This window comes from Anaerobutyricum soehngenii, from assembly GCF_009697165.1.
In the GTDB taxonomy this organism is placed as follows: domain Bacteria; phylum Bacillota; class Clostridia; order Lachnospirales; family Lachnospiraceae; genus Anaerobutyricum; species Anaerobutyricum soehngenii.
Genome location: NZ_VULP01000004.1, coordinates 20,314 through 42,113, shown reverse-complemented (window position 1 = coordinate 42,113; position 21,800 = coordinate 20,314). Strand labels below are relative to the sequence as shown.

The window sequence follows — 21,800 nt, the reverse complement described above, 5'->3', positions numbered from 1 at the left end:
AATGATATGTATGAAGTGATTTTATTTACATTTTTTCTGCAGTTCATAAAGCTGATTCATTGCCTCCATCGGAGTCATATTACTAATATCTAACTTTTTCAATGTTTCTTCCACTTCACTTTTCTTTGGCTGTTCTGCCACCATTCCCATCGTATCAAATAATGAAATCTGAACTGGCTCGGCTTCTTCTGTACGTTTCTTTCCAATATTTTTTGTATTCGCTGTAATATCAGATTCTTCTAATTCCGCCGCAATTTCTTTTGCTCTTTCTATAACAACTTCCGGCACACCGGCAAGCTTTGCCACCTGAATCCCGTAGCTTCTGTCCGCACTGCCTTTAATAATCTTTCGCAGGAAAATAATACTGTCTCCTTTTTCCTGCACTGCAATACAGTAATTATTTACGCCTGGAAGCTTGCCTTCTAATTCTGTCAGCTCGTGATAATGGGTCGCAAATAATGTCTTTGCTCCGGCTAAAGAAGAACCCGCTATATATTCCACAACCGCCCACGCAATAGAAAGACCGTCAAATGTACTCGTTCCTCTTCCAATTTCATCAAGAATCAACAGACTGTCTTTCGTTGCATGCCGTAAAATATTCGCAACTTCACTCATTTCCACCATAAATGTACTCTGTCCAGAAGCCAGATCATCCGATGCCCCTACTCTTGTAAAAATACGGTCTACCAGACCAATATTTGCAGACTTTGCCGGAACAAAAGAACCAATCTGTGCCATAAGAACAATCAAGGCTGTCTGTCTCATATACGTAGACTTTCCTGCCATATTTGGACCGGTAATAATATCGACACGATTCTTTTTATGATCAAGCAATGTATCATTCGCAACAAAAAGTTCACCGGACATCATTTTTTCCACAACTGGATGACGTCCATCTTTAATATCAATGACACCTCTTTGGTTAAGGGTCGGTCGTACATATTGATTTGCTTCCGCTACAAGTGCAAGAGAGGCAAAAACATCTGTCCATGCGATCACACTGGCTGTTTTCTGAATTCTCTCCATCTCAGATGCCAGTTTTTCACGAATTGCCACATATGTTTCATACTCCAAAGCATAAAGTTTATCCTCTGCCCCAAGAATTGTTCTTGCCAGTTCAGACAGTTCTTCTGTCGTATACCGTTCGGCATTCGCAAGAGTCTGACGGCGGATATAATAATCCGGCACCAGGTCTTTATAAGAATTCGTTACTTCTATATAATAGCCAAAAACTTTATTAAAACGCACTCGCAGATTTTTAATTCCTGTCTTTTCCCGCTCTCTCTCTTCTAATTCAGCAAGCCATGTCTTTCCATCCGTTTTCGCCTTCTTTAAATGGTCGATTTCTTCATCAAAACCTTCTTTGATAATTCCACCTTCCTTGATCGGAATCGGTGGGTCCTCCTCAATAGAAGACTCTAATAATTCATGAAGATCTTCTAATGTATCAAGGCTTTCTGCCATTTTTGCAAGAACACCTTTACTAAACTGCGCGAGAATATCTTTAATATATGGCAGATATTGAATAGAGGTCTTAAAAGAAATCAAATCTCTTGGGTTTGCCGTACGGTAGCTTACCTTCATTGTAAGACGTTCCAGATCATAAATAGAATTCATATACTCACGAAGTTCTTCTCTTGCCATAAGGTTATCTTTTAGCATTTCTACCGCATCTAACCTGTCCTGAATCGCCCCTTTATGAATTAATGGCTGCTCGATCATCTTACGAAGTGTTCTGGCACCCATCGCAGTCTTTGTTTTATCAAGCACCCATAAAAGACTTCCCTTTTTCCCTTTTTCTCTTAATGTCTCACACAGCTCTAAATTTCTTCTGGTAGAGCTGTCAATGACCATATAATTTTCTGTCGAATATACTTTTAATTCCATCAGATGAGCAAGAGAATTCTTCTGTGTTTCATGAAGATACTGTAATAATGCCCCACTCGCAATCATGCCAAATGGATAATCTGAGAGTCCGATTCCCTCTAAATTCACAAGAGCATACTGTTCTTTAATCAGCTTCTCGCACCGATCATTTTCAAAGTAATCACTGGAAACCGGTGAAATCACTGCGCCAACCTTATCTCTGATATAATCAAAATCCATACCGCAAATACAAAAGGCATCGTTACAAATAATCTCAGACGGCTGAAACTTATTCATTTCATCAAAAAGTGCGTCCTGATGTTCAACCTGTGTTGTCCGAAATTCTCCGGTAGATAAATCACACACACCAATTCCGAACAGGTCATCTTCACAGAACACACTCATAATGAAATTATTCTTTGATTCATCAAGGCTCTGCGTCATAACATTCGTTCCCGGTGTAACAACGCGGATAACATCTCTTTTTACGATTCCCTTCGCAGCCTTTGGATCTTCCACCTGCTCACAGATGGCAACACGAAATCCTTTCTCCACTAACTTGTTAATATAAGGCTCACAGGAATGGAAAGGCACCCCACACATAGGCGCCTTTTCTTCCTGACCACAGTTTTTCCCTGTCAGAGTAATCTCTAATTCTCTTGATGCAGTCAGTGCATCATCATAAAACATCTCATAGAAATCTCCTAAACGGTAAAACAATATACAGTCTTTATATTTATTCTTTATCTGGAAATACTGTTCCATCATCGGAGTCAGTTTAGCCATGGATGCTCAACCTCCCCAGATAATAAAATCCTTTCGACTCTTCCAGCACAACAGGAACAATCTTACCAATTAAAGAAGCATCTCCTTTAAAATGTACAACACTATTATTTGATAATCGTCCTGTAACCATAGAAGCATCCTTCTCGTCAATCTCTTCTACTAAAACAAGTTCTGTATTCCCAGCAAGCTTGCCATTCTGCTCTCTTGCTGTTTCATTTACCACTTTTAATAAGCGGTCAAATCTCTCATGCACCACTTCTTCTGAAACCTGATCCGGCATTTTTGCTGCCGGTGTTCCCGAACGCTTAGAATAAATAAAAGTAAATGCGCTGTCATACTTTGCTTTTCTTACAACATCAAGCGTCTCCTGAAAATCTTCCTCTGTCTCTCCCGGAAAACCTACAATAATATCTGTTGTAATCGCAATATCCGGAACAGCAGTACGAATCTTATCTACTAATGTAAGATAATGTTCCTTTGTGTACTTTCTGTTCATTAATTTTAAAATGCGGCTACTTCCAGACTGCACCGGCAAATGAAGATGTTTACAAATCTTCTTAGAATGTGCCATCACTTCAATAAGCTCATCTGATAAATCCTTTGGATGAGAAGTCATAAAACGAATCCTTTCGATTCCTTCTACTTCTTCTACCATAGTAAGAAGCTTGGCAAAACTAATCGGATTCTCAAGATTCTTTCCGTAAGAATTTACATTCTGTCCAAGAAGCATCACCTCTACAACACCTTCTGATGCCAGCTTCTTTACTTCTGCTACGATATCCTCTGGCTTTCTGCTTCGCTCTCTTCCTCTTACATAAGGAACAATACAGTAGCTGCAAAAATTATTACAGCCAAACATAATATTAACTCCAGCCTTAAATCCAAACTTACGGTCACTTGGCAGATCTTCGATAATCTGATCTGTTTTCTCCCAAACATCAAATACCCTCTTCCTTCCGGAAAGACATTCATATAAAAGTTCTGCAAGCTTAAAAATATTATGTGTCCCAAAAACAACATCAACAAACTTAAATGTTGTCTTCACCTTTTCCTGCTCCTCCGGTTCCTGCATCATGCATCCACACATGGCAATGACCATCTCCGGATTCTTCTTTTTATAATTTTTCAATGCTCCAAGTCTTCCATAAACACGTACATTCGCATTCTCACGCACAGTACATGTATTATAGTAAACAAAGTCCGCTTTTTCCGTATCCGCCTTCACGTAACCGATATCTTCAAGAATCCCGTTCAGCTTCTCTGAATCTTTAAAATTCATCTGGCATCCAAACGTCTGGTCATAAAATGTAAGCTTACGTCCAAGCTCCATTTCTTTTTCCTTTATGATTTCTCTACACTTTGCAATAAAATACCGCTGTCTCTCCGGTTCCTTTTCCGGTGCAGGCGCGGTTGTATCAATTAATTCATAGTTTATATTCATTATAACCTCCAAGGTGTGTAAAATTGATTTTTACGCAGATAAAATTATTATAGGATAACTCTTTTTATTTTTCAAGAAAAAAGTACTTGATTTTTATTTTTGTCTGTGTTATATTAGTCAAGTCGCAACGATATGGTCGATTGGTCAAGCGGCTAAGACGTCGCCCTCTCACGGCGAAAACAGGGGTTCGATTCCCCTATCGACTATTTATTAAAAATAAAATAAAAAAACACTTGATTTTCACTTTAAGATGTGATATACTAATTAAGTCGCAACGACATGGTCGATTGGTCAAGCGGCTAAGACGTCGCCCTCTCACGGCGAAAACAGGGGTTCGATTCCCCTATCGACTATTTATTTTAGAAAGGTTTGTCTGTTTAGACAGACCTTTTTTGTTTAATAAAAGAAAATGTCTACTTTTGTTGAATAGAATATTTTTCCTAGTTATCTTATGATACAGATTTTTTCCTGTATTATTTCTCAGAAACTATTATTTTTATCTCAGTCGAGAAGACTCCCACCTTTTTCAAGTGGTGAGTGGCTGCTCGACTTGAATTTCATAAAGGAGGGACTCTTCTATGGCTTTTTTCGACACTTTAAAACAAAATCTTATGACTACTGGCCAAACTACCGTAGACAAAGCAAAGACAACTGTTGAAATTTTAAAATTAAAAGATCAGATTCGCCAAGATAAACGAGAAATCCGCTCTGCCACTTATAAAATCGGGGAGATTTACCGGGAGTTACACTCGGAGGACTATGAAGAAGCTTATGAGGATTGTTTCCAAAAGATTGAGCGTTTAGAGCAGGCAATCGACTGGAAAGAGGATGCCCTAAAAAATCTAGAATAATAGACGAAACTATTCTTTACAAAGGATTTTTATTTATGAAAGAAAGACTGATTTTTCATGTTGACGTAAATAGTGCCTTTTTAAGCTGGGAAGCCGTTTACCAGCTTAAAAATGGTGCCAGTACAGATATACGAACAATCCCGGCAATCATTGGCGGAGATACTTCCCTACGAAAAGGTGTTGTCCTTGCCAAATCTCTTCCTGCCAAACATTTTGGCATCCACACAGGAGAACCGGTTACCGATGCATTAACAAAATGTCCTTCCTTGAAAAGCTTCCGTCCAAACTTTCCCCTCTATCGTGAATACTCTAATGCATTTATTACTATTTTAAAAAAATACGCCCCTGTGGTAGAACAGGTTTCTATCGATGAAGCTTATCTTGACATGAGCGGACTACATTACTTTTACTCTACCCCACTTGAAGCAGCCGCAAAAATCCAGACAGAAATCCGGGACACCCTGGGCTTTACTGTAAATATCGGCATTTCCTCCAATAAGCTTCTGGCAAAAATGGCATCTGATTTTGAAAAACCCGATAAAATCCACACACTGTTTCCACAGGAGATGGCAGAAAAAATGTGGCATCTGCCCGTTCGCACTCTTTTCTTCACAGGAAGAGCTGCCGCAAAAAAATTAAACCAACTTGGCATTTATACAATCGGTGACCTTGCGGGAAGTGATCCGAATTTTCTTCAGGCACATTTAAATTCTCAAGGCATCACTTTATGGAACTATGCAAACGGCCACGACGATTCTCCTGTAAAAGAAACTCCCGATGCGCCAAAAGGCTATGGAAACTCTATGACTCTAAGCAAAGATCTGACCTCTTTTTCTGAAGCCAGACCTGTTCTTTTAGAACTTTGCGAAACGGTTACTAAACGCCTTAGAGCAGATCACATTTATGCTCAGGTTATCGAAGTAGAGCTAAAAGACAAAAACTTCCGTCGAAAATCTCACCAGACCGTCCTTGACTATTCCACAAACACTACCGATGATTTCTACCAAATCAGTATAAAACTTTTTCAGGAATTATGGGACGGAACACCTATCCGTCTTCTCGGAGTTCGCGGAGGAAAGCTGACCTCTGATAAAATCGAACAGATTCAGCTCTTTACCGAGACTGCTTCCAGACAAAAAAGTCGTGAAAAAATGGCAAAATTAGATGCCGCACTCGACTCCATTCAGAAAAAATATGGCAAAGACTCTGTGAAACGAGGAAGCAGATGCTGAGTTGTAGATTTCGTGTAGACGAAAAAAGAAAAAATACTATATCCCATCTGCTCTGTAGTCGCTGTGCTTAAGATGCTCATCCGCTTCTTAAACACGCTCCCAAGCCGCATCTGGGATATAGTATTTTTTCTTTTTTCTGACTATCTAAATCCACAGTTGGTAAGAGTGGGAATTCTCCAGAAGGTTATGGCTTTCCGCTAAATTAAATTATCCCTTCTACTCTGTAGCCGCTGTATTTAAGATGTTTATCCGCTTCTTAAACACGCTCCCAAGCCGCATCTGGGATATATCATTTTTCTTTTTTCTGACTCTTCTCTACTATACCCAAAGTCCAGGAAGAACCGCATCTACTACTATAGATCCTTTATAATTGCTGTCTTTATCAAATCTTTTATCATTATAAATTATTTTTTCTGTACTCTTCCAGCATTTCATTTAATTTTTGACGGAATACATTATCACTTTCTTCTTTTACCTGAATATCTTCCATCAAAACACCTATTGGTGTTGTTGTTATATTTAAACCTTTCAAAGTAAATAGATGACTTTTTTCCGTTTTTCTCATTGTTTCGTATTTAAGTGATGACACACCATATGGTATCGTAAAATTTTCCGTTAATGTCTGGTTTCCATCGGCAAATGTCCAAAGACAAGCTAGCTTATGAGGCAACCCATTAACTTTTATATTCACCTTCTTTCCGCTATCTACTGATGCTATTTTTCGTCCATCAAGGACAATCTCACATCCAATTTTATTCAAACAAAATTGCTTTATACGTGAAACCTCAATTGTTCTTGACATCATCTTAAGTTTACTTTCGACAAATTCTCTTTCTTTTTCTGTTATTTGACTCATAAAATCCTCCCTTATAAAAATAATCATATTATAAAATGACAAAACGCCACTAAACAGCCTGTCATAAATATGTTAATTAGGATAGAAGATTCTTTTTCTTGCTGTCCCATTCCAAAAAGTAATCCGTTTGCTTCCCCAGCAAAAAAAATAATTCCACCTACCAATATTGAAATGATATATCCCAGCATCCAACCAAACATAGACAACCCAGTTGCCTTAGCAGTTCCCGCAGCAAAATGATGTATAAGTTTATAAAAAAAAGCTATTCTAACAACATCAAACACAAAAGATATAAGTACAATAACGGCATTATTTTTATATTTATATAATGCGAAATATAAATCCTGAATTATATTCTTAATCAAAAATAAAATACAAGTCACTCCCAGAATAGCCAACACAAATTTTGTAGATGCGTTAATAAAAACAATAGAAACTAGCAATATAAATGCTAATACTAACCCTAAATTAAAAAATATTATAATCATACTTCCTCCTTAAGTTTTCTTTAAAAATAGGTCAATTTCACCCTAAAGTCAATAGGTCAATATGCCATAATTCTTCAAAAAAGGAGTTCTTATGTCTCGTTTAAAAGAATTAAGAAAAGAAAAGGGATACACTCAGGTAAAAATGCAGTTATTAACAGGAATCGATCAAAGTGACTATTCCAAAATAGAAAATGGAAAACGCTATTATACGTTTGAACAATGCAGAAAAATTGCACTGGCATTAGAAACAAGCATGGATTATCTCGCTGAACTAACGGACGAGAAGAAACCTTACCCACGAATAGTAAAAAAATAATCCTAAATTCAGGTTAAAATAATTCCAGACAAAAAGCGATGATGATTAATTTTATAACGCTAAGAAAAAGGGCAGGATACTCTCTTCAGCTTATCCTGCCCTCATTCTTATCGTCTCACGCAATCCATTATAATCAAAGTCAACGTATAATTACTCTCTTTCCTCACTTTGGTTCCGTATAAAAGTTATAATTTGTCATACAGCTCCTTCTTCTCATCTGCCGAAGAGTCTCGCTTATTGATTGTCATAATCTTCTGGAGCTTCCCCCTGTCTTCTGCCTGGTTTGGAGTAGACAGAAAAATAAAAAGTATCTTATAGCAGATGTGACCTCGGAGCAAGGATTGAATGCGAGCCTTTATGCAAGCATTCAATGTGCAGCGACTACTGGCACAGATGCTATAAGATACTTTTTATTTTTCGTCCGTTACTCCAAGTCATGAAATACCGGTTTCATCTTCTCAAATGTGCAAAATTGTGTATACCCCAGTTTACGAAGTTCCTCTTTCGCCCAGTCAATATACGCACCAAGATGTTCTTTTTTATGGCTGTCACTTCCGATCGTGATAATTGTGCCACCAAGTTCCCGGTAAAGTTTTAATATATCCCTTGATGGTGTCATATCTGCAATTCCGTAGCGGTGATTGGAAGTGTTTACTTCTATTCCTTTTCCATCTGCAATGACCGTTTTTAAAATTTCTGTGATAATTGGTTTTACTTTTTCAAATGAATACGGTCCCTGCTCATCATAACGGACTATTAAATCCATATGTCCTAATACACTGTAATTGTGATAGTTTTGTACAACGGAAAGTAATTCTTTATAATACCCTTCATTATATTCCTGCTGTGTTCGCGTACTCTGGTATTCGTTTGTCCAAAATTCTTCATCACCTACCTGATGGATGGACAAGATAATGAAATCAAATGGATAACTTGCAAATAACTTCTCATATTCTGGAATGGTATGTGTCTGCACCCCAAACTCCAACCCGGCTTTTATTGAAATCTGCTTCTTATATTTTTCTTTCAGTTCTTCAATTAGTGAAAAATATTTTTTATATTCTACGTTAGTAAGCGCAACCCATTCCGGTTCGTCTTCCTCTCCCGCACGATATTCAATCCCTCTTGGGTCATCCCAGTCACGATACGGACCATAATCTACATGATCTGTAAAACAGATATCCTCTATTTCCAAAGAAATCGCATCTTTAACAACATCTTCCATCAGATAAACAGAATCATTACTAAACGCTGTGTGTACATGGTAATCTGCTAACATTTTTTCTCCTTTATCCAAATATTTTCTATAATTTTTGAAATATTGCAACGGTCTTCGATAAGCATATTTTAAAAAATGGCCTTTCTCATATCCTCTATTTCTTTTTGTAATTCCTGATATCTTCGCTGTCTTTTTATAATATTTGCCCGGTCTTTTCCGGAAATTTCTTCGGATTCTTCTATATTTCCCATCTTCTTTATAGATTGTTTTAAGTCTGCTGCTATTTGTTCTTTTTTTGCAATTTCTTTCTCTAAATATTCTATTAAGACTGGATTTTTCGTTTCGATTAAGTATCTGCCATACCGTTCGTAAATCTCTTCCATTTCTGTCTTCGCAACGGTCTGATTCTCCGGCATATCTGCTATTTCTTTCATATATTCGTGAATAGAAGGCTGTTTGTGCTTCATTCGCTGTGGCTGCGTCCATCCCGGTTCTGCCTTGATAATAACATAATATTTGCCATCTTCTTTTAAGAACCATTCCTTTTCGATCTGATAACGATATTCTTTTAAAATCTGGCGAACTTTAAACCATTCTGACTGGGGCTGTAAAATCAATTCCTTTCCTTCTATCAGAAATTCTGGTTTTGCTTTTAGTATTTTACATATTAAATCACCACCCATACCAGCAATAACTACCGTATCTGTTTCTCCTGGCTCTAGTGGAGCAAGTCCATTTCCAAGACGGGTTGCTATTTTACCGCTAAGCTTTTCTGCACGAATATGCTCCTTGGCTTTTTCAAGTGGTCCTTTATTCACATCCATGGCAATACCACCTGGTGACAAGTTATTCTTTACAAGATAAATCGGCACATAACCATGATCCGTTCCTATGTCTGCCACACGATTTCCTGGTGTTACCGCTTCTGCTACTGTTTTTAATCGTATTGAAAGTTCCATTTTAAATTGTCTGCCTCCTAAATTATATTCCTTAACCTATTTCTTGTTTCGTATGTATTACTTATCTATTTTCTCTGAATATTATACGGTATCTCTATCCCTTTTTTCAATGACAAAAGCAGGTATATTTATAAGACTTAAAATCCATATAAATATACCTGTCCTTTATTCTCTATTTCTTTATTCTATTCTCCCAAAAAATCTCTAAGCTTTCTACTTCTCGTTGGATGACGCAGCTTGCGCAGGGCCTTCGCCTCAATCTGGCGAATACGTTCTCTTGTCACTTGAAAGTCTCTTCCCACTTCTTCCAGGGTGTGTGGCTTTCCGTCTTCTAATCCAAAACGAAGTGCTAAAACCTTTTGCTCCCGATCAGACAAGGTATCCATAACTTCTTCAAGCTGTTCACGAAGTAATGTGTGGGCTGCTTCTTCTGACGGAACAGGCACATGTTCATCCTGAATAAAGTCTCCAAGGTGACTGTCTTCTTCCTCTCCAATTGGTGTTTCTAAAGAAACTGGTTCCTGTGAAATCTTAGAAACTTCAAGTATCCGCTCCACCGGAAGATTCATCGTAACCGCGATTTCTTCTGGGGTGGGTTCTCTTCCGTATTCCTGTAAAAGCCTCCTGCTCGTTCGATTAACCCGATTCATTGTCTCTACCATATGCACCGGAATCCGAATCGTCCTCGCCTGATCTGCAATCGCTCTCGTAATGGATTGCCTGATCCACCATGTAGCATATGTCGAAAATTTATATCCTTTACGATAATCAAACTTCTCTACGGCTTTAATTAGACCAAGATTTCCTTCCTGTATCAAATCAAGGAACTGCATTCCTCTTCCGGAATAGCGTTTGGCAATGCTTACGGTGAGGCGAAGATTCGCTTCAGACAATTTCTTTTTTGCTTCCTCGTCTCCCATTTCCATACGCTTGGCAAGCTCAATTTCCTCTTCAGAACTTAACAAAGGAATTCTTCCAATTTCTTTTAAATACATACGAACCGGATCTTCCGCACTTCCTCTTTCAGAGTGTAAAATCTCCGATTCATCCTCTCTTTTTCCTTCGTATTCCTTCTCCACTTCTTCTGGAAACACATCACTTTGTTCTATCTCATCAGAATCTATTTCAGACATGGTCAGTACATCGATTTTTCTTTCTTCAAGATAAGAAACAATCCCTTCTAACTGTGCCGGTGTCAGTGAACCCTTCTGAAAGACTTCTTTTATCTCCTGAAGTTCCACTACATTTTTCTGCTTCTTTGCTCTCTCAAGCAGACAATTCATCTGGCTGCCAAAAATCTGTTCTTTCCTGCCCAAAATAAACCCTCCAAATCATTATATATGTGCCCTCGGAATCTTCTTATAAAAGCAAGTGCATAAAATCAAGCGCAATGAATACTCCGCGAATACATTATACCTGTACTCTTAGTATAACCCGGTTTATGACCGGCTTATACTAAATTTCTGCATTTTATTTTTAAGTGATAAAAGTTCCTGCCAGCGCACAATATCACTGGTATGAACCATTTCATCCTCTATGCTTGCAAGCTTCACTTTACGCACCACATCTGAGAGCGCTTTATCTTCATCTTCGGAGGAAAGTCCGTATTTTAAATGTGTATTAAAAATTGCTGCGATTTCTTTTTGTTCTTCTGCGTCCGTAAAACGACTTAAGATTGCCGCAGGATTTATTTTCTCTTCGTTGTCTAACTGTTCAAACAACATAATTGCTACTGAATGATATAATGGCTCGATAAAATCATCGGCTCCGATATAAGCCCGGATATACTGATACATTTCCGGATGTTCTACAAGCCAGGTAAGCAGAAGTCTTTGCGGCTGGTTTTTATTACTTTTCTTTTTTTCCTGCCGCCGTTCTTCCGTTTCCGGCGGAGTCTTATACTGCTCATTTACCTTTTCATACTGATAGCCAAGCCCATAACGGTTGACCAGATTTTCAAGATCATTCTTTCTTATCATAAAACGATTCGCTGCGGATGCCAGATATGTCTGTCTCTCTAACGGCTCTTCAATCTGCGCCAGTTTCTTTGCTATTTCATGAATAAACTCTGTCCGGCTTTCCGGATCCTGCTGATTGTACTGTCCATATAAGACAAGCAACTCAAACATCCGGCCTGACTCAGCTTCCTCTATTCTTTTCTGATAACCTTCCTGTCCTTCTGCCTTAATCAATTCATCCGGATCTTTATACGGCTTCATTGACAACACCCGGCCACGAAGACCATTTTCCCGCAAAATCGGTAATGCCCTGAGTGCCGCTTTCACTCCAGCTCCATCACTGTCAAAGGATAAAATAACCTCATTGGTATACCTTTTTAAAAGCATTGCCTGATTCGGTGTAAATGCTGTTCCAAGAGGTGCGACCGCATTTGTAAATCCTGCCTGATGAAGGGAAATGACATCCATATATCCTTCACACAAAATAAGTGACTTACTTCTTGAACGTTTCGCATAATTTAACCCATATAAGTTCCTTCCTTTATCAAACAAAATAGTTTCTCTGGAATTTAGATACTTTGGTTCCCCCTCTCCCATCACACGACCACCAAATCCAATCACTCTTTGGTTAATGTCCATTATCGGAAAAATGACCCTGTTAAAAAACTTATCATAGTTCCCTTTGACCGTATCAATATTAACAAGAGAAGATTCCTTCATCTGATAATCCGAAAATCCCTTTGCTTTCAAATACTGATACAGATCATCTCGGTAAATATCTGCATAACCAAGGCCAAATTGATTGATCATCTCATCACTCAAGCCTCGATCCTTCAGATAAACAAGCGCCTGTGTTCCTCTCTTACTTTTTAAAAGATAATGAAAATAGACCGCCGCTTCTTTATTCATATCCCGTAGCGTTAACCTGGCATCTGCCTGCTGTTTTTCCTCTGCTGTCTGTTCCCTTTCCGGAAGTTCTACTCCTGCTCTTTTTGCCAGTTCCTGCAACGCCTCCACAAAGGAAAGACGGTTATATTCCATAAGAAATGTATAGACATTCCCACCCTGTCCACAGCCAAAACAATAATACATCTGCTTGTCCCTGCTAACAGAGAAGGATGGGGTCTTTTCATTATGGAAGGGGCAAAGTCCTACATAGTTTGAACCTCGCTTTTTTAATGAAACGTAAGAGGAAATCACATCGACTATATCATTTTTCTCTCTGACCTCATCAATCAGTTCTTCTTCATATCTCATCTTTTTTCCTCTTTTTATTATAAATATTATAATACCCACTTATCGCATATGTGGTACAATTCCTGAGATTTATCTATCTCCGGATAGTTACATTATATGTTGAGAATCCTAAATTATTATATTATTTATTTCGATTGATCTAATACTGCGATCGCATCTAACGATACTTTCATCAGTTCTCGCACTTCCTCTTCAGTAATTCCCATTCTTTCTGCAATTTCTGACGGTTTTGCTTCTCTTTCATATTCTCTGGCAAATGCTGTCGCAATATCATTCATCTCATTAACGCGGTTTGCCATCTTCACTGCTGAACGGGTGGACGCATTATATTCTTCTAATGTTTCTTCTAAATGCTTACGAATCATTTTCTCACAAAACATTTGAAAATCTCTGTCTATATCCGGTTCAAATTCATTCACCGCTACCATCAATCCAATATTACTTTCCTGAATCAGATCACTTAAAAGAAGACCTCTTCCTTCATATTCTTTCGCAATCTGTACTGCCTTGGAAAGATTCGCTTCTATAAGAAGATTTCTCGCATTATCATCTCCGCTTACAAGCTTTCTTGCAATAACCATTTCCTGCTCTCCGGATAATTGTTTTGCCTTTTCCATCTCTTTTAAATAAAAAGCAACAATCTCCGCATCCATCGGATCTTCTTTATTCGGAAGTTCTTCATCTCCGATTTCTTCTTCCTGTCTCTCAATACGATTTGTAATATAAATCTGATGAGATTCAAAATAATTACAGATAAAATCAAGCTGTTTCTCTTCCAACTTCATATCAGAAAAATACGCATTGATCTCCTCCATTGACAATTGATTTCCATTCGTTTCTCCAAGACGCTCTAATTCCTGGATTGCCTGTAAAAATTCTGTCTGACCTGCCATGACTTTTCTCCTTCTCTTTTGCGGTCTTTTTTATATTTATTTTTTCTTTTCCTTCGGTTTCTTATCCGCCGGAAATACTATATGCAGTTGTTTTCTTGCCTCATCTAAAACCTTCATGGTCTCCAAAGTAATCTCTTTTGACTTCTTCCATCCCATACCTGTTTTTATCATCTTAATAAATTCCTGTGTCTCATAATTCAATATATTATCCGACTGTTCAAAATGTATCGATTGCACTACGCCTTTTCTTACAATGCGTAAATCCTTTACATTTTCAATTTCCTGTACGAGCATAGAAGCATCTTCACCCTGAATCTGACTTGGCATTGCTGAGTCTGTAATCTTAGAATAAATCGCCTCTCCAATCATATCCGGATATTCCATGAGTATTGTTCCTGCCCCATCTACACCATTATGCAACTTAATCCCAGAAGCTTTGATTGCCTTAGGCGCTCCAAAAAGACGAATCATGCAAGATACAACGTAAACACCAATATCCATCAATGCCCCATTCGATAATTCTGGCTTAAATGCATTCTCCACAATTCCTCTTTTGTAATTATCATATCTTGAAGAATACTGACAGTACTGCAGCGTAGCCCTTCGAATCGTCCCAAGTGTCTCCATATACGGAATCATCTTCTGAAAAGACGGGGCATAAATAGAACGCATTCCCTCTAAAAGAATCAGGTTCTGCTTCTCCGCTTCTGCAAACATTTCCTGTGCTTCTTTTAAATTAGATGCCATTGGCTTTTCACAAAGTACATGCTTACCTGCTTTTAACAAAGTCATAACCTGCTCATAATGACAACCGTTCGGACTCGCCACATAAACTGCATCAATACAGTCACTGTTTGCAAAAGCCTCTAAATCATCAAAATATTGCAGCTGGCCCTTCTGAAAACCAAACTGTTTTGCTCTTTCCAATGTTCTTGAATATACCGCAGTCAGTTCAAAATCTTTTCCATAACGGTTTGCCTGCCAGAACTTCTCTGCAATCTTCCCCGTTCCAATCATTCCAAATCGAATCATATCTGTTTCCTTTCCTTCTTCCGTCCGTCCTTTTAAACGGTCATACCATGTCAGTTTCGCTGGATTCTCTCCCTGATTTCTAAGATAATCCTCTAACTCTGCCACCGTCCTTATTATATGATCTGCTCCGGCTTCTGTTAATTCCTGCTCTGTTCCATAACCATAAAGCACTCCGACAGATTCTAATCCACAAGCTTTCCCGCCCTCTATATCATGCCTTCTGTCACCAATCATGATGGCTTCTTTCGCTCTGATTTCACAGGTTTTTAGTATGTAAGAAATAACTTCTGCCTTTTTTGTACGTGAACCATCCAATTCACTTCCTCCTACAAAAGAAAAATAATCCTCCATACCAAAATGCTTCAGAACTTTCCTTGCAAAAACAGTTGGTTTTGATGTCGCTACAAGGAGAGTAAACCCTGCTTCTGTTAAATGCGCAAGCATCTCCGGAATACCCTCATAAACTTCATTTTCAAATATTCCCTTCGGCGCATAATATTCTCTGTAATATTGTATTGCCCTCTCCGCATCCTCTTTCGAAAACCCATAAAATTTCTGAAATGATTCTGCAAGCGGCGGTCCAATAAACGGAATCAGCTCTTTCAGATACCGTACATGAATCCCAAACTTCTCTAATGCATATTGAACAGAGGAGGTAATTCCCACCATCGGATCTGTCAGCGTTCCGTCCAGATCAAATAAAAGATATTGCTTCAATACGTTCCCTCTCCCTTCTTCATTATCACCTGTTTTTAATTATAAAAGAAAAATGGATAAAACACAATATTTATTGAGCTAACTTAACGAAAACGACAAGCAAGAAGTCGTTAAAAGAGGGGGATTATTTTTACACCACGATTGACAATACAACCTTTATAAAATATAATAATACAAATATATTTTTTAAAGGAGATGATGTCTTGGACCCCAGTTCCATACGCCAGATTATTATTCTGTTAATACTATTACTGCTTTCTGCTTTTTTTTCTTCTGCAGAAACAGCCCTTACTACGGTAAACAAACACCGGATGCGAGCGCTTGCCAATCAGGGCAACAAAAAAGCTGCCAGAGTGCTTTCTATGATAGAGAAACCAGAGAAGATGTTAAGTGCCATTTTAATTGGTAATAATATTGTAAACCTTACTGCTTCTTCTCTGACCACTACGCTGGCAATGAGTCTTGCCACACAGGCAGGTCTTGGAAAGAGCAGCAGCACTTTCGTTGGTATCGCAACAGGAATTCTTACCTTTCTTATTTTAATTTTCGGTGAGATTACTCCAAAAACAATCGCGACTATGAAGAATGAAAGCATGGCCCTTGTTTATTCCGGAATTATTTATACGATTACAACAATCCTTACTCCGGTAATCTATGTGGTTAATCTTTTCAGTGGGCTTTTATGCAGATTATTTGGAATTAAGCCCGGAAGTGGACAGACCATGACCGAGTTAGAACTCCGGACAATCGTGGATGTCAGTCAGGAAAGTGGCGTAATTGAAAAAGAAGAAAAAGAACTTATTAATAATGTATTCGATTTTGGTGATTCTGTAGCGAAGGATATCATGCTTCCGCGTATTGATGTTGCCTTTGCTTCTGTTGATATGTCCTATGATGAACTGGTTGAAATCTTTTTAGCAGAACAGTATTCCAGACTCCCAGTTTATGAAGAAAGCAAGGATAATGTTATTGGTATCCTTAATTTAAAGGATTTATTTTTTTACAGGGAAACTCACCGAAATGAAGTATTTGACATATATAAGGTGTTGAGAGAACCATTCTTTACTTATGAATATCAAAAGACTTCTACCTTAATGGAAGAGATGCGTAATAACTCTATCAGTTTTGCCATTGTTCTTGATGAATATGGCTCTACTGCCGGGCTCGTCACCTTAGAAGACCTTATCGAAGAGATCGTAGGTGATATTAAGGATGAATTTGATGATGCAGAAACAGATGCTATCCGCTGTATCGGTACCGATGAATACGAAATCGAAGGAAGTACTAAGCTTGACGATTTAAATGATGTTCTCGGTACAGAGATTGAATCGGACGATTACGATTCCATTGGAGGTCATATGATCGAACTTCTTGATCATCTTCCAAAAGAGGGGGAAACGGTTAAAGAGGGAAACTATCTCTATTCAATCAAAAAAATGGATAAAAACCGGGTGGAAATTGTTTATTTAAAGATTGAACGGCACACTTCTGAAAGCGAAGAAACGTCTTCTGAAGTGTAAGCAGTATTTACCACCCTGACATCCGGATAATCTCCACAAGGAATATTATCCGGATTTTCTTTATAATTTTTAGTTTTTCTATCAGAAAGGACAACAGCTATGATTACGGACAAACAACGACAGCGTGATTATGAGTACGAAGCAGATTATCAGTCCAAAAGCCGCTATACAACTGAACAATGGACAAATATTTTAAATTCAGGACAGCTTGATGAGAACAATATCTCTCTGCTCAAACAGATTTACTCTTCTTTTAATCATGCCGCAACACTTCTTCAGCTTTCTTTTGAAAGTAACCGCACTCAGGAAGATCTTCTTTCACAGCTTAATGCTGCCGGACAGCTTCTTGGTGAGGCAAACAGTATGAATCCTGAAGTCGATTATGAAGGGAATGAATATTGGTGGTATCTCTTTTTCTGGGGTAAAAATACGGATGCTAAAACTTTAGAGCTGAAAATGCATCCGGAATTAACAGAAGCCATCGGAGCATTATACCCAGAACTAGAAGAGGCATACTATGCCTTTATGAACGATGTGGAACGAAGCTTACAGATACGTTACAGTCAGGAAGATGCTGTATGGATTGCTGCTGCCGTTCTTCTTTACGAAAAGTATTACTGCAATCCCGGCATCAGTTCTGATGACATCCTACTGATGCAATACGAAGTACAGACCCGTTCTCAGAAAGTATATGGACAGGATGTCAATGCGAACACCATCACTCAGATTTGTAACGCCGATGAACGTGGACATCGCTTTAATTATTTGAGAGATATTTATAAATATTATCGTGTATCTTTTCCTGGAGAGTTTGAAGGAGAGAGGGAACGTCCTGACCCTGAAGAAGTGGATTATAATGCATACATCTACTCCATTCTTGGCTATATGAAGCTCACAAAGTTAACTGACTTTATCGAGCATGAATATGCACATCTTGTCGATGAATCTTATGTTGAACTGACCAACGCAAATGGGTTTGTTCGTATGGCTGCCTATTTGTCAAGACAAGGAGGAACTGTATTTTCTCCGGATGATACTTCTGACAAAGCGATTTCTCTTCGTGCAGATGGTGAAGATGCCGCTGAAACATTTCACAAAATAAGTGAAGCTATTTTAAAAGAATATCCAAATTTTATTTATGCGTCAAAAGCTGACTGGTATCTTCCGCAATCCAGTGTAATTGCTGGCATACTTCAGGATTCTTTATATATTCCATCCTATGCCGGGCACAATGCTTTTATCGGCATTCGTACTGTATTAGATGAGGATAAACTGAATATTGAAGTTTCCCTGAATCTTCCTTGTGTTTCTGATGAAGAAGTTATGCTTGATATCCATGATAAATGCAATATGCTTACTCTCATGACTGCGGCACCGTTTCAGGTAACACTTGTTCCGGCAGAAGCCTCGGATCTTGCTCCTTTCGGGGACAAGATAAAGGCATCTGTTCTCTATCATTATGATGACTTTAAAACCAGGTCTGAGGAAGATATCGTAGGACTCTTTTCTACTTCCTTAGAGATTTTTGCTTCCTACTATACCGATATCTGCCAGAACTACTACCCTGCCATCGAAAACAGTGAGGATATCACAGCTTCCGCTTCCTCAGAAGATCCTCTTGCTGCCGCACTTGGTTCAAAGCTAACCTATCGTCCTGCCTCCGATGTTCCAGGACCACAAGTTATTTATAAAGAGGGCGGAACACCTGCCTCCACCGATTTTATCACCAAAGCAATACAGGGTTACGGAACAACCTCTTCTTCCGATGAGAGAACTTACGAGAACGAATCCACTCAGGGTATTTCTTCTGACATTAGCTCTGATCACGAAGATGAAGTTTCTTCTTTCGTAAATAAGGCCGCTTTGGAAGCGGACGATGATGAAGTTCCTGCAAGAAAAACCGGCAATTACTCTACTGGCACTGCCTCTGTTACAGGCGCCGGAACCAACCGAATAACTGACAATAGAAACAGTAATGCCTCTGCATCTTCTACGTCTTCTGGAAGTTCTACGGGTGCCGGAATTCCCATCGCTGCATCTGTTTCTATCACTCCTGAGTCTGTCTGGCCTTATCCGGACAACGCGATTGCTTCCACACATCCGGACCGAAAAGATCAAAGCTTCCGCCTTTATCCAAAAAACACCTTAATTAAGGGGCCTGTAAAAACAGGAAAGTTCCATCAGGCAATTATGACTGCTGTAGGTATCATTGAGGGAAAAGATTCTAATATGATGAATATTGAGCCTGTTCCTGACGTACTCGAACATTATCAGCAATATGTTGATGAAGGCCGCATTTTACATATTTCTTATCCAGATATCAACAGTGATGGCTATGATGGCTTCATTGAACGAAAATGTGGTCCATTTACAGAAGACGGTATCTTCAAAAAATTTGCTAACCAATGTGCTGACGGACGATATGTTATTATGATGGAAGAAGTGGACTTAAACTGGATGCATCTTTTCAGAGAAACTGCCGTTCTCTTACGCGAAAACCGCCGGGAGGGAACCAGTAGTGAAACAGCTGTAACTTTGCCTCTTTCCAAAGAAAAGTTTCGTCTTCCTTCTAACCTTTACATTGTAGCCACCTGTGACTCTATTGTATGTGAAGATACAATTACCGGCGCAATTGATCACGACTTCTTTATCCGTCCTGTATCACCAGAACCGGAAATTCTTCATGGTATGCGTATTGAAGGAATATCCCTTCAGCGCCTTATGACAACACTTAATATGCGTCTTTCCTACTTTTTAGGCGCAGACTACCAATTAGGAGAAGGCTTTTTCCTTCAATCTCCGGATAAAGACTCCTTTATCTCTCTTTGCCGGATATTTAGAGAACAGCTTGTTCCTCTTTTAGAAAAATGGTTTGATGGCGATATCGAACGCATTCGTTATGTCTTAGGCGATAACGGCAAATCCCGCCCGGACACTATATTCTTTCAGGAAATTCCTTTCCGGGATGGTTTATTCAAAGGAGATATTCCTGATTCCTTTGATAAGGAGCGGCGGATTTATCGATGTAATGAAGAGGCTTTTTACAATCCAAAAAGTTACATAGATATTTACGAATAAATTTTATGATGTACAAAGGGGCTGTCGCACCAAAAACAGCCCTACCCTATGGCAGGGATTCATGCATTGCATGGAATCGCTGCCATATTTTTATGAACAAGCGTGGGACCTATGGCATAATCGCAGACGACTTGCGTTTTGATACTCAACTTTCGAACGTTTATGGAAACGCCATTCGCGCTAAACTCGCTGCCGCTCAGACAACGCGCTCGGTGGCGGGTTCGTTCTCAAGTTTCGTGACACAAAACCTGCAAAGCATCTGCTCTTTATACCATAGGCATCCACGCTTTTTTCATAAATCTTCGGAATCCGATTCCATTGCAAATACAAGAATCCCCGCCATTCGCCACGCCCGATGCCAAAAGCTGTTTTTGTTTCCCCTGTCTGTGGCAAAGCAAGCAGATTCTGCTGAAAATGCGCAAAAAAAGTCCGTCGCAGTTACGGTCGTTAGACCGTTACTGCGACGGAACCTTTTAATCATTTTATGTATGAAGATTAAAATACTCTTCGAATTGTTACGATAGAACGGTAAGCTGCACCTTTTGTAATCTTGATACCATCTCTTGGATTACTTGCATGGACAACTTTATTATTACCCATGTAGATTGCTACATGACCACTGTAGCAAATGATATCTCCCGGTTTTGCTTTACTTAAACTTCCTACTCTTCTTCCTACACGTCTCTGTGCATAAGAAGAATGTGGAAGAGACTTTCCAAAATGTCTGTAAACACTCATAACGAATCCAGAGCAGTCAGCACCACGAGTAAGACTTGTTCCACCCCATCTGTATGGATTACCAACAAACTTCAGTGCATAATTAACAACACTCTCTCCCTTAGTTACTGTAGTATCTGAGGCAGTTCCACCATTCTTTACAGAAATGTATCTTCCCTGTGTATAACCAACCATACCATTCACTTCTACTGCAACCCACTTGGAATTGTTAGAAAGAAGCTTTACTCTGTCTCCTTTATGTAAAACAGTAATTCGTTTTGACTTCATGCTCTTCTTTACACGAATATTTAACTTTTTAGTATTTACCTTTCCCTTTTTCACAAGGCTTGCCGCCTCAACCTGTGTCACATTATTCACTCCCGGTACAGCAGATATATTTAAAAGAAAAACAGCAGTAAGTAAACCAGCTGCGACACGTTTCATCTTGTTCAGCATGTTTTGACCTCCATATTTATAATCACGCATTACTTTAACTGAGGCTCATTATAAACGCTGAATGTGTCTAAAATGTGACTTTTGCAATATTTTTTAATAAAACCGTAATATACAACAAGAAAAGAATATATTTATTATTAAAATATTCGCATTTTACT

General features: G+C 38.8%; 16 protein-coding genes and 2 tRNA genes. 7 read left to right on the top strand and 11 right to left on the bottom strand.

The annotated features are described in order from the left end of the window. Positions 1-21 precede the first annotated feature (21 nt). Together mutS and miaB are read right to left on the bottom strand one after the other, a co-directional pair. The gene (mutS, locus tag FYJ25_RS03315) at positions 22-2,652 is read right to left on the bottom strand and encodes a DNA mismatch repair protein MutS (RefSeq protein WP_096240756.1); all 2,631 of its coding nucleotides are present in this window, start codon (positions 2,650-2,652) and stop codon (positions 22-24) included. Further along, the gene (gene miaB, locus FYJ25_RS03310) at positions 2,645-4,093 is read right to left on the bottom strand and encodes a tRNA (N6-isopentenyl adenosine(37)-C2)-methylthiotransferase MiaB (protein WP_021907141.1); all 1,449 of its coding nucleotides are present in this window, start codon (positions 4,091-4,093) and stop codon (positions 2,645-2,647) included. Before miaB ends, mutS begins: the two co-directional genes overlap by 8 nt. 134 nt (positions 4,094-4,227) lie before the next feature. Between miaB and FYJ25_RS03305 the strand changes: the two genes are divergently transcribed. From FYJ25_RS03305 to FYJ25_RS03290, 4 genes are all read left to right on the top strand, one after another. Continuing rightward, a tRNA-Glu gene (locus FYJ25_RS03305) sits at positions 4,228-4,299 on the top strand. Between the two features lie 75 nt (positions 4,300-4,374). Then, positions 4,375-4,446 (top strand) — tRNA-Glu (locus tag FYJ25_RS03300). A gap of 225 nt (positions 4,447-4,671) precedes the next feature. Next, a complete protein-coding gene (locus FYJ25_RS03295; RefSeq protein ID WP_096240757.1) occupies positions 4,672-4,944 on the top strand; it encodes a hypothetical protein in 273 nt (90 codons plus the stop codon). 35 nt (positions 4,945-4,979) lie between these two features. Then, a complete protein-coding gene (locus FYJ25_RS03290; RefSeq protein ID WP_096240758.1) occupies positions 4,980-6,176 on the top strand; it encodes a DNA polymerase Y family protein in 1,197 nt (398 codons plus the stop codon). 397 nt (positions 6,177-6,573) lie between these two features. Here FYJ25_RS03290 and FYJ25_RS03285 read toward each other — a convergent pair whose 3' ends face one another. After that, positions 6,574-7,032 carry a hypothetical protein gene (locus tag FYJ25_RS03285; RefSeq protein WP_096240759.1) on the bottom strand — a complete coding sequence of 153 codons (459 nt, stop codon included), beginning with the start codon at positions 7,030-7,032 and terminating at the stop codon, positions 6,574-6,576. 23 nt (positions 7,033-7,055) lie between these two features. Continuing rightward, positions 7,056-7,520: a hypothetical protein gene (locus tag FYJ25_RS03280; protein ID WP_096240760.1), complete on the bottom strand. Its 465-nt coding sequence runs from the start codon at positions 7,518-7,520 to the stop codon at positions 7,056-7,058. Positions 7,521-7,611: 91 nt separating this feature from the next. Between FYJ25_RS03280 and FYJ25_RS03275 the strand changes: the two genes are divergently transcribed. Continuing rightward, entirely contained in the window at positions 7,612-7,836 is a 225-nt protein-coding gene (locus FYJ25_RS03275; RefSeq protein ID WP_096240761.1) for a helix-turn-helix domain-containing protein, read from the top strand. Between the two features lie 424 nt (positions 7,837-8,260). Here FYJ25_RS03275 and FYJ25_RS03270 read toward each other — a convergent pair whose 3' ends face one another. From FYJ25_RS03270 to FYJ25_RS14825, 6 genes are all read right to left on the bottom strand, one after another. After that, complete coding sequence (locus FYJ25_RS03270) at positions 8,261-9,115, bottom strand: histidinol-phosphatase HisJ family protein (protein WP_096240762.1); 855 nt, start codon at positions 9,113-9,115, stop codon at positions 8,261-8,263. A 68-nt stretch (positions 9,116-9,183) separates the two neighbouring features. Then, on the bottom strand, positions 9,184-10,014 hold the full coding sequence (locus FYJ25_RS03265) for a tRNA (adenine(22)-N(1))-methyltransferase (protein WP_096240763.1): 831 nt from the start codon (positions 10,012-10,014) through the stop codon (positions 9,184-9,186). Positions 10,015-10,199: 185 nt separating this feature from the next. Then, complete coding sequence (gene rpoD / locus FYJ25_RS03260; RefSeq protein ID WP_154580578.1) at positions 10,200-11,297, bottom strand: RNA polymerase sigma factor RpoD; 1,098 nt, start codon at positions 11,295-11,297, stop codon at positions 10,200-10,202. A 156-nt stretch (positions 11,298-11,453) separates the two neighbouring features. After that, entirely contained in the window at positions 11,454-13,229 is a 1,776-nt protein-coding gene (gene dnaG, locus FYJ25_RS03255) for a DNA primase (protein ID WP_096240819.1), read from the bottom strand. Positions 13,230-13,354: 125 nt separating this feature from the next. Then, positions 13,355-14,122, bottom strand: coding sequence for a sigma-70 domain-containing protein (locus tag FYJ25_RS03250; protein ID WP_096240820.1), 768 nt, complete (start codon positions 14,120-14,122; stop codon positions 13,355-13,357). 36 nt (positions 14,123-14,158) lie between these two features. Further along, complete coding sequence (locus FYJ25_RS14825) at positions 14,159-15,871, bottom strand: HAD hydrolase-like protein (RefSeq protein WP_096240821.1); 1,713 nt, start codon at positions 15,869-15,871, stop codon at positions 14,159-14,161. Positions 15,872-16,074: 203 nt separating this feature from the next. Here FYJ25_RS14825 and FYJ25_RS03240 point away from each other — a divergent pair, with 203 nt between their 5' ends. Beyond that, positions 16,075-17,391 carry an HlyC/CorC family transporter gene (locus tag FYJ25_RS03240; protein ID WP_154580531.1) on the top strand — a complete coding sequence of 439 codons (1,317 nt, stop codon included), beginning with the start codon at positions 16,075-16,077 and terminating at the stop codon, positions 17,389-17,391. 99 nt (positions 17,392-17,490) lie between these two features. Then, positions 17,491-20,469: a 5-methylcytosine-specific restriction endonuclease subunit McrB gene (locus FYJ25_RS03235; RefSeq protein ID WP_096240823.1), complete on the top strand. Its 2,979-nt coding sequence runs from the start codon at positions 17,491-17,493 to the stop codon at positions 20,467-20,469. Positions 20,470-20,964: 495 nt separating this feature from the next. On the opposite strand, the gene FYJ25_RS03230 is transcribed toward FYJ25_RS03235, so the two are convergent. Then, positions 20,965-21,642: a C40 family peptidase gene (locus FYJ25_RS03230; protein WP_162290859.1), complete on the bottom strand. Its 678-nt coding sequence runs from the start codon at positions 21,640-21,642 to the stop codon at positions 20,965-20,967. Between the last annotated feature and the right edge of the window lie 158 nt (positions 21,643-21,800).

Excerpts from the sequence above, each read along its gene's own strand:
- FYJ25_RS03250 (WP_096240820.1), bottom strand. The coding sequence starts at position 14,122 with ATGGCAGGTCAGACAGAATTTTTACAGGCAATCCAGGAATTAGAGCGT.
- FYJ25_RS03265 (WP_096240763.1), bottom strand. The coding sequence starts at position 10,014 with ATGGAACTTTCAATACGATTAAAAACAGTAGCAGAAGCGGTAACACCA.
- miaB (WP_021907141.1), bottom strand. The coding sequence starts at position 4,093 with ATGAATATAAACTATGAATTAATTGATACAACCGCGCCTGCACCGGAA.
- rpoD (WP_154580578.1), bottom strand. The coding sequence starts at position 11,297 with ATGAATTGTCTGCTTGAGAGAGCAAAGAAGCAGAAAAATGTAGTGGAA.
- FYJ25_RS03295 (WP_096240757.1), top strand. The coding sequence starts at position 4,672 with ATGGCTTTTTTCGACACTTTAAAACAAAATCTTATGACTACTGGCCAA.
- dnaG (WP_096240819.1), bottom strand. The coding sequence starts at position 13,229 with ATGAGATATGAAGAAGAACTGATTGATGAGGTCAGAGAGAAAAATGAT.
- FYJ25_RS03230 (WP_162290859.1), bottom strand. The coding sequence starts at position 21,642 with ATGCTGAACAAGATGAAACGTGTCGCAGCTGGTTTACTTACTGCTGTT.
- FYJ25_RS03280 (WP_096240760.1), bottom strand. The coding sequence starts at position 7,520 with ATGATTATAATATTTTTTAATTTAGGGTTAGTATTAGCATTTATATTG.
- FYJ25_RS03235 (WP_096240823.1), top strand. The coding sequence starts at position 17,491 with ATGATTACGGACAAACAACGACAGCGTGATTATGAGTACGAAGCAGAT.
- mutS (WP_096240756.1), bottom strand. The coding sequence starts at position 2,652 with ATGGCTAAACTGACTCCGATGATGGAACAGTATTTCCAGATAAAGAAT.
- FYJ25_RS03285 (WP_096240759.1), bottom strand. The coding sequence starts at position 7,032 with ATGAGTCAAATAACAGAAAAAGAAAGAGAATTTGTCGAAAGTAAACTT.
- FYJ25_RS03270 (WP_096240762.1), bottom strand. The coding sequence starts at position 9,115 with ATGTTAGCAGATTACCATGTACACACAGCGTTTAGTAATGATTCTGTT.
- FYJ25_RS03275 (WP_096240761.1), top strand. The coding sequence starts at position 7,612 with ATGTCTCGTTTAAAAGAATTAAGAAAAGAAAAGGGATACACTCAGGTA.
- FYJ25_RS03290 (WP_096240758.1), top strand. The coding sequence starts at position 4,980 with ATGAAAGAAAGACTGATTTTTCATGTTGACGTAAATAGTGCCTTTTTA.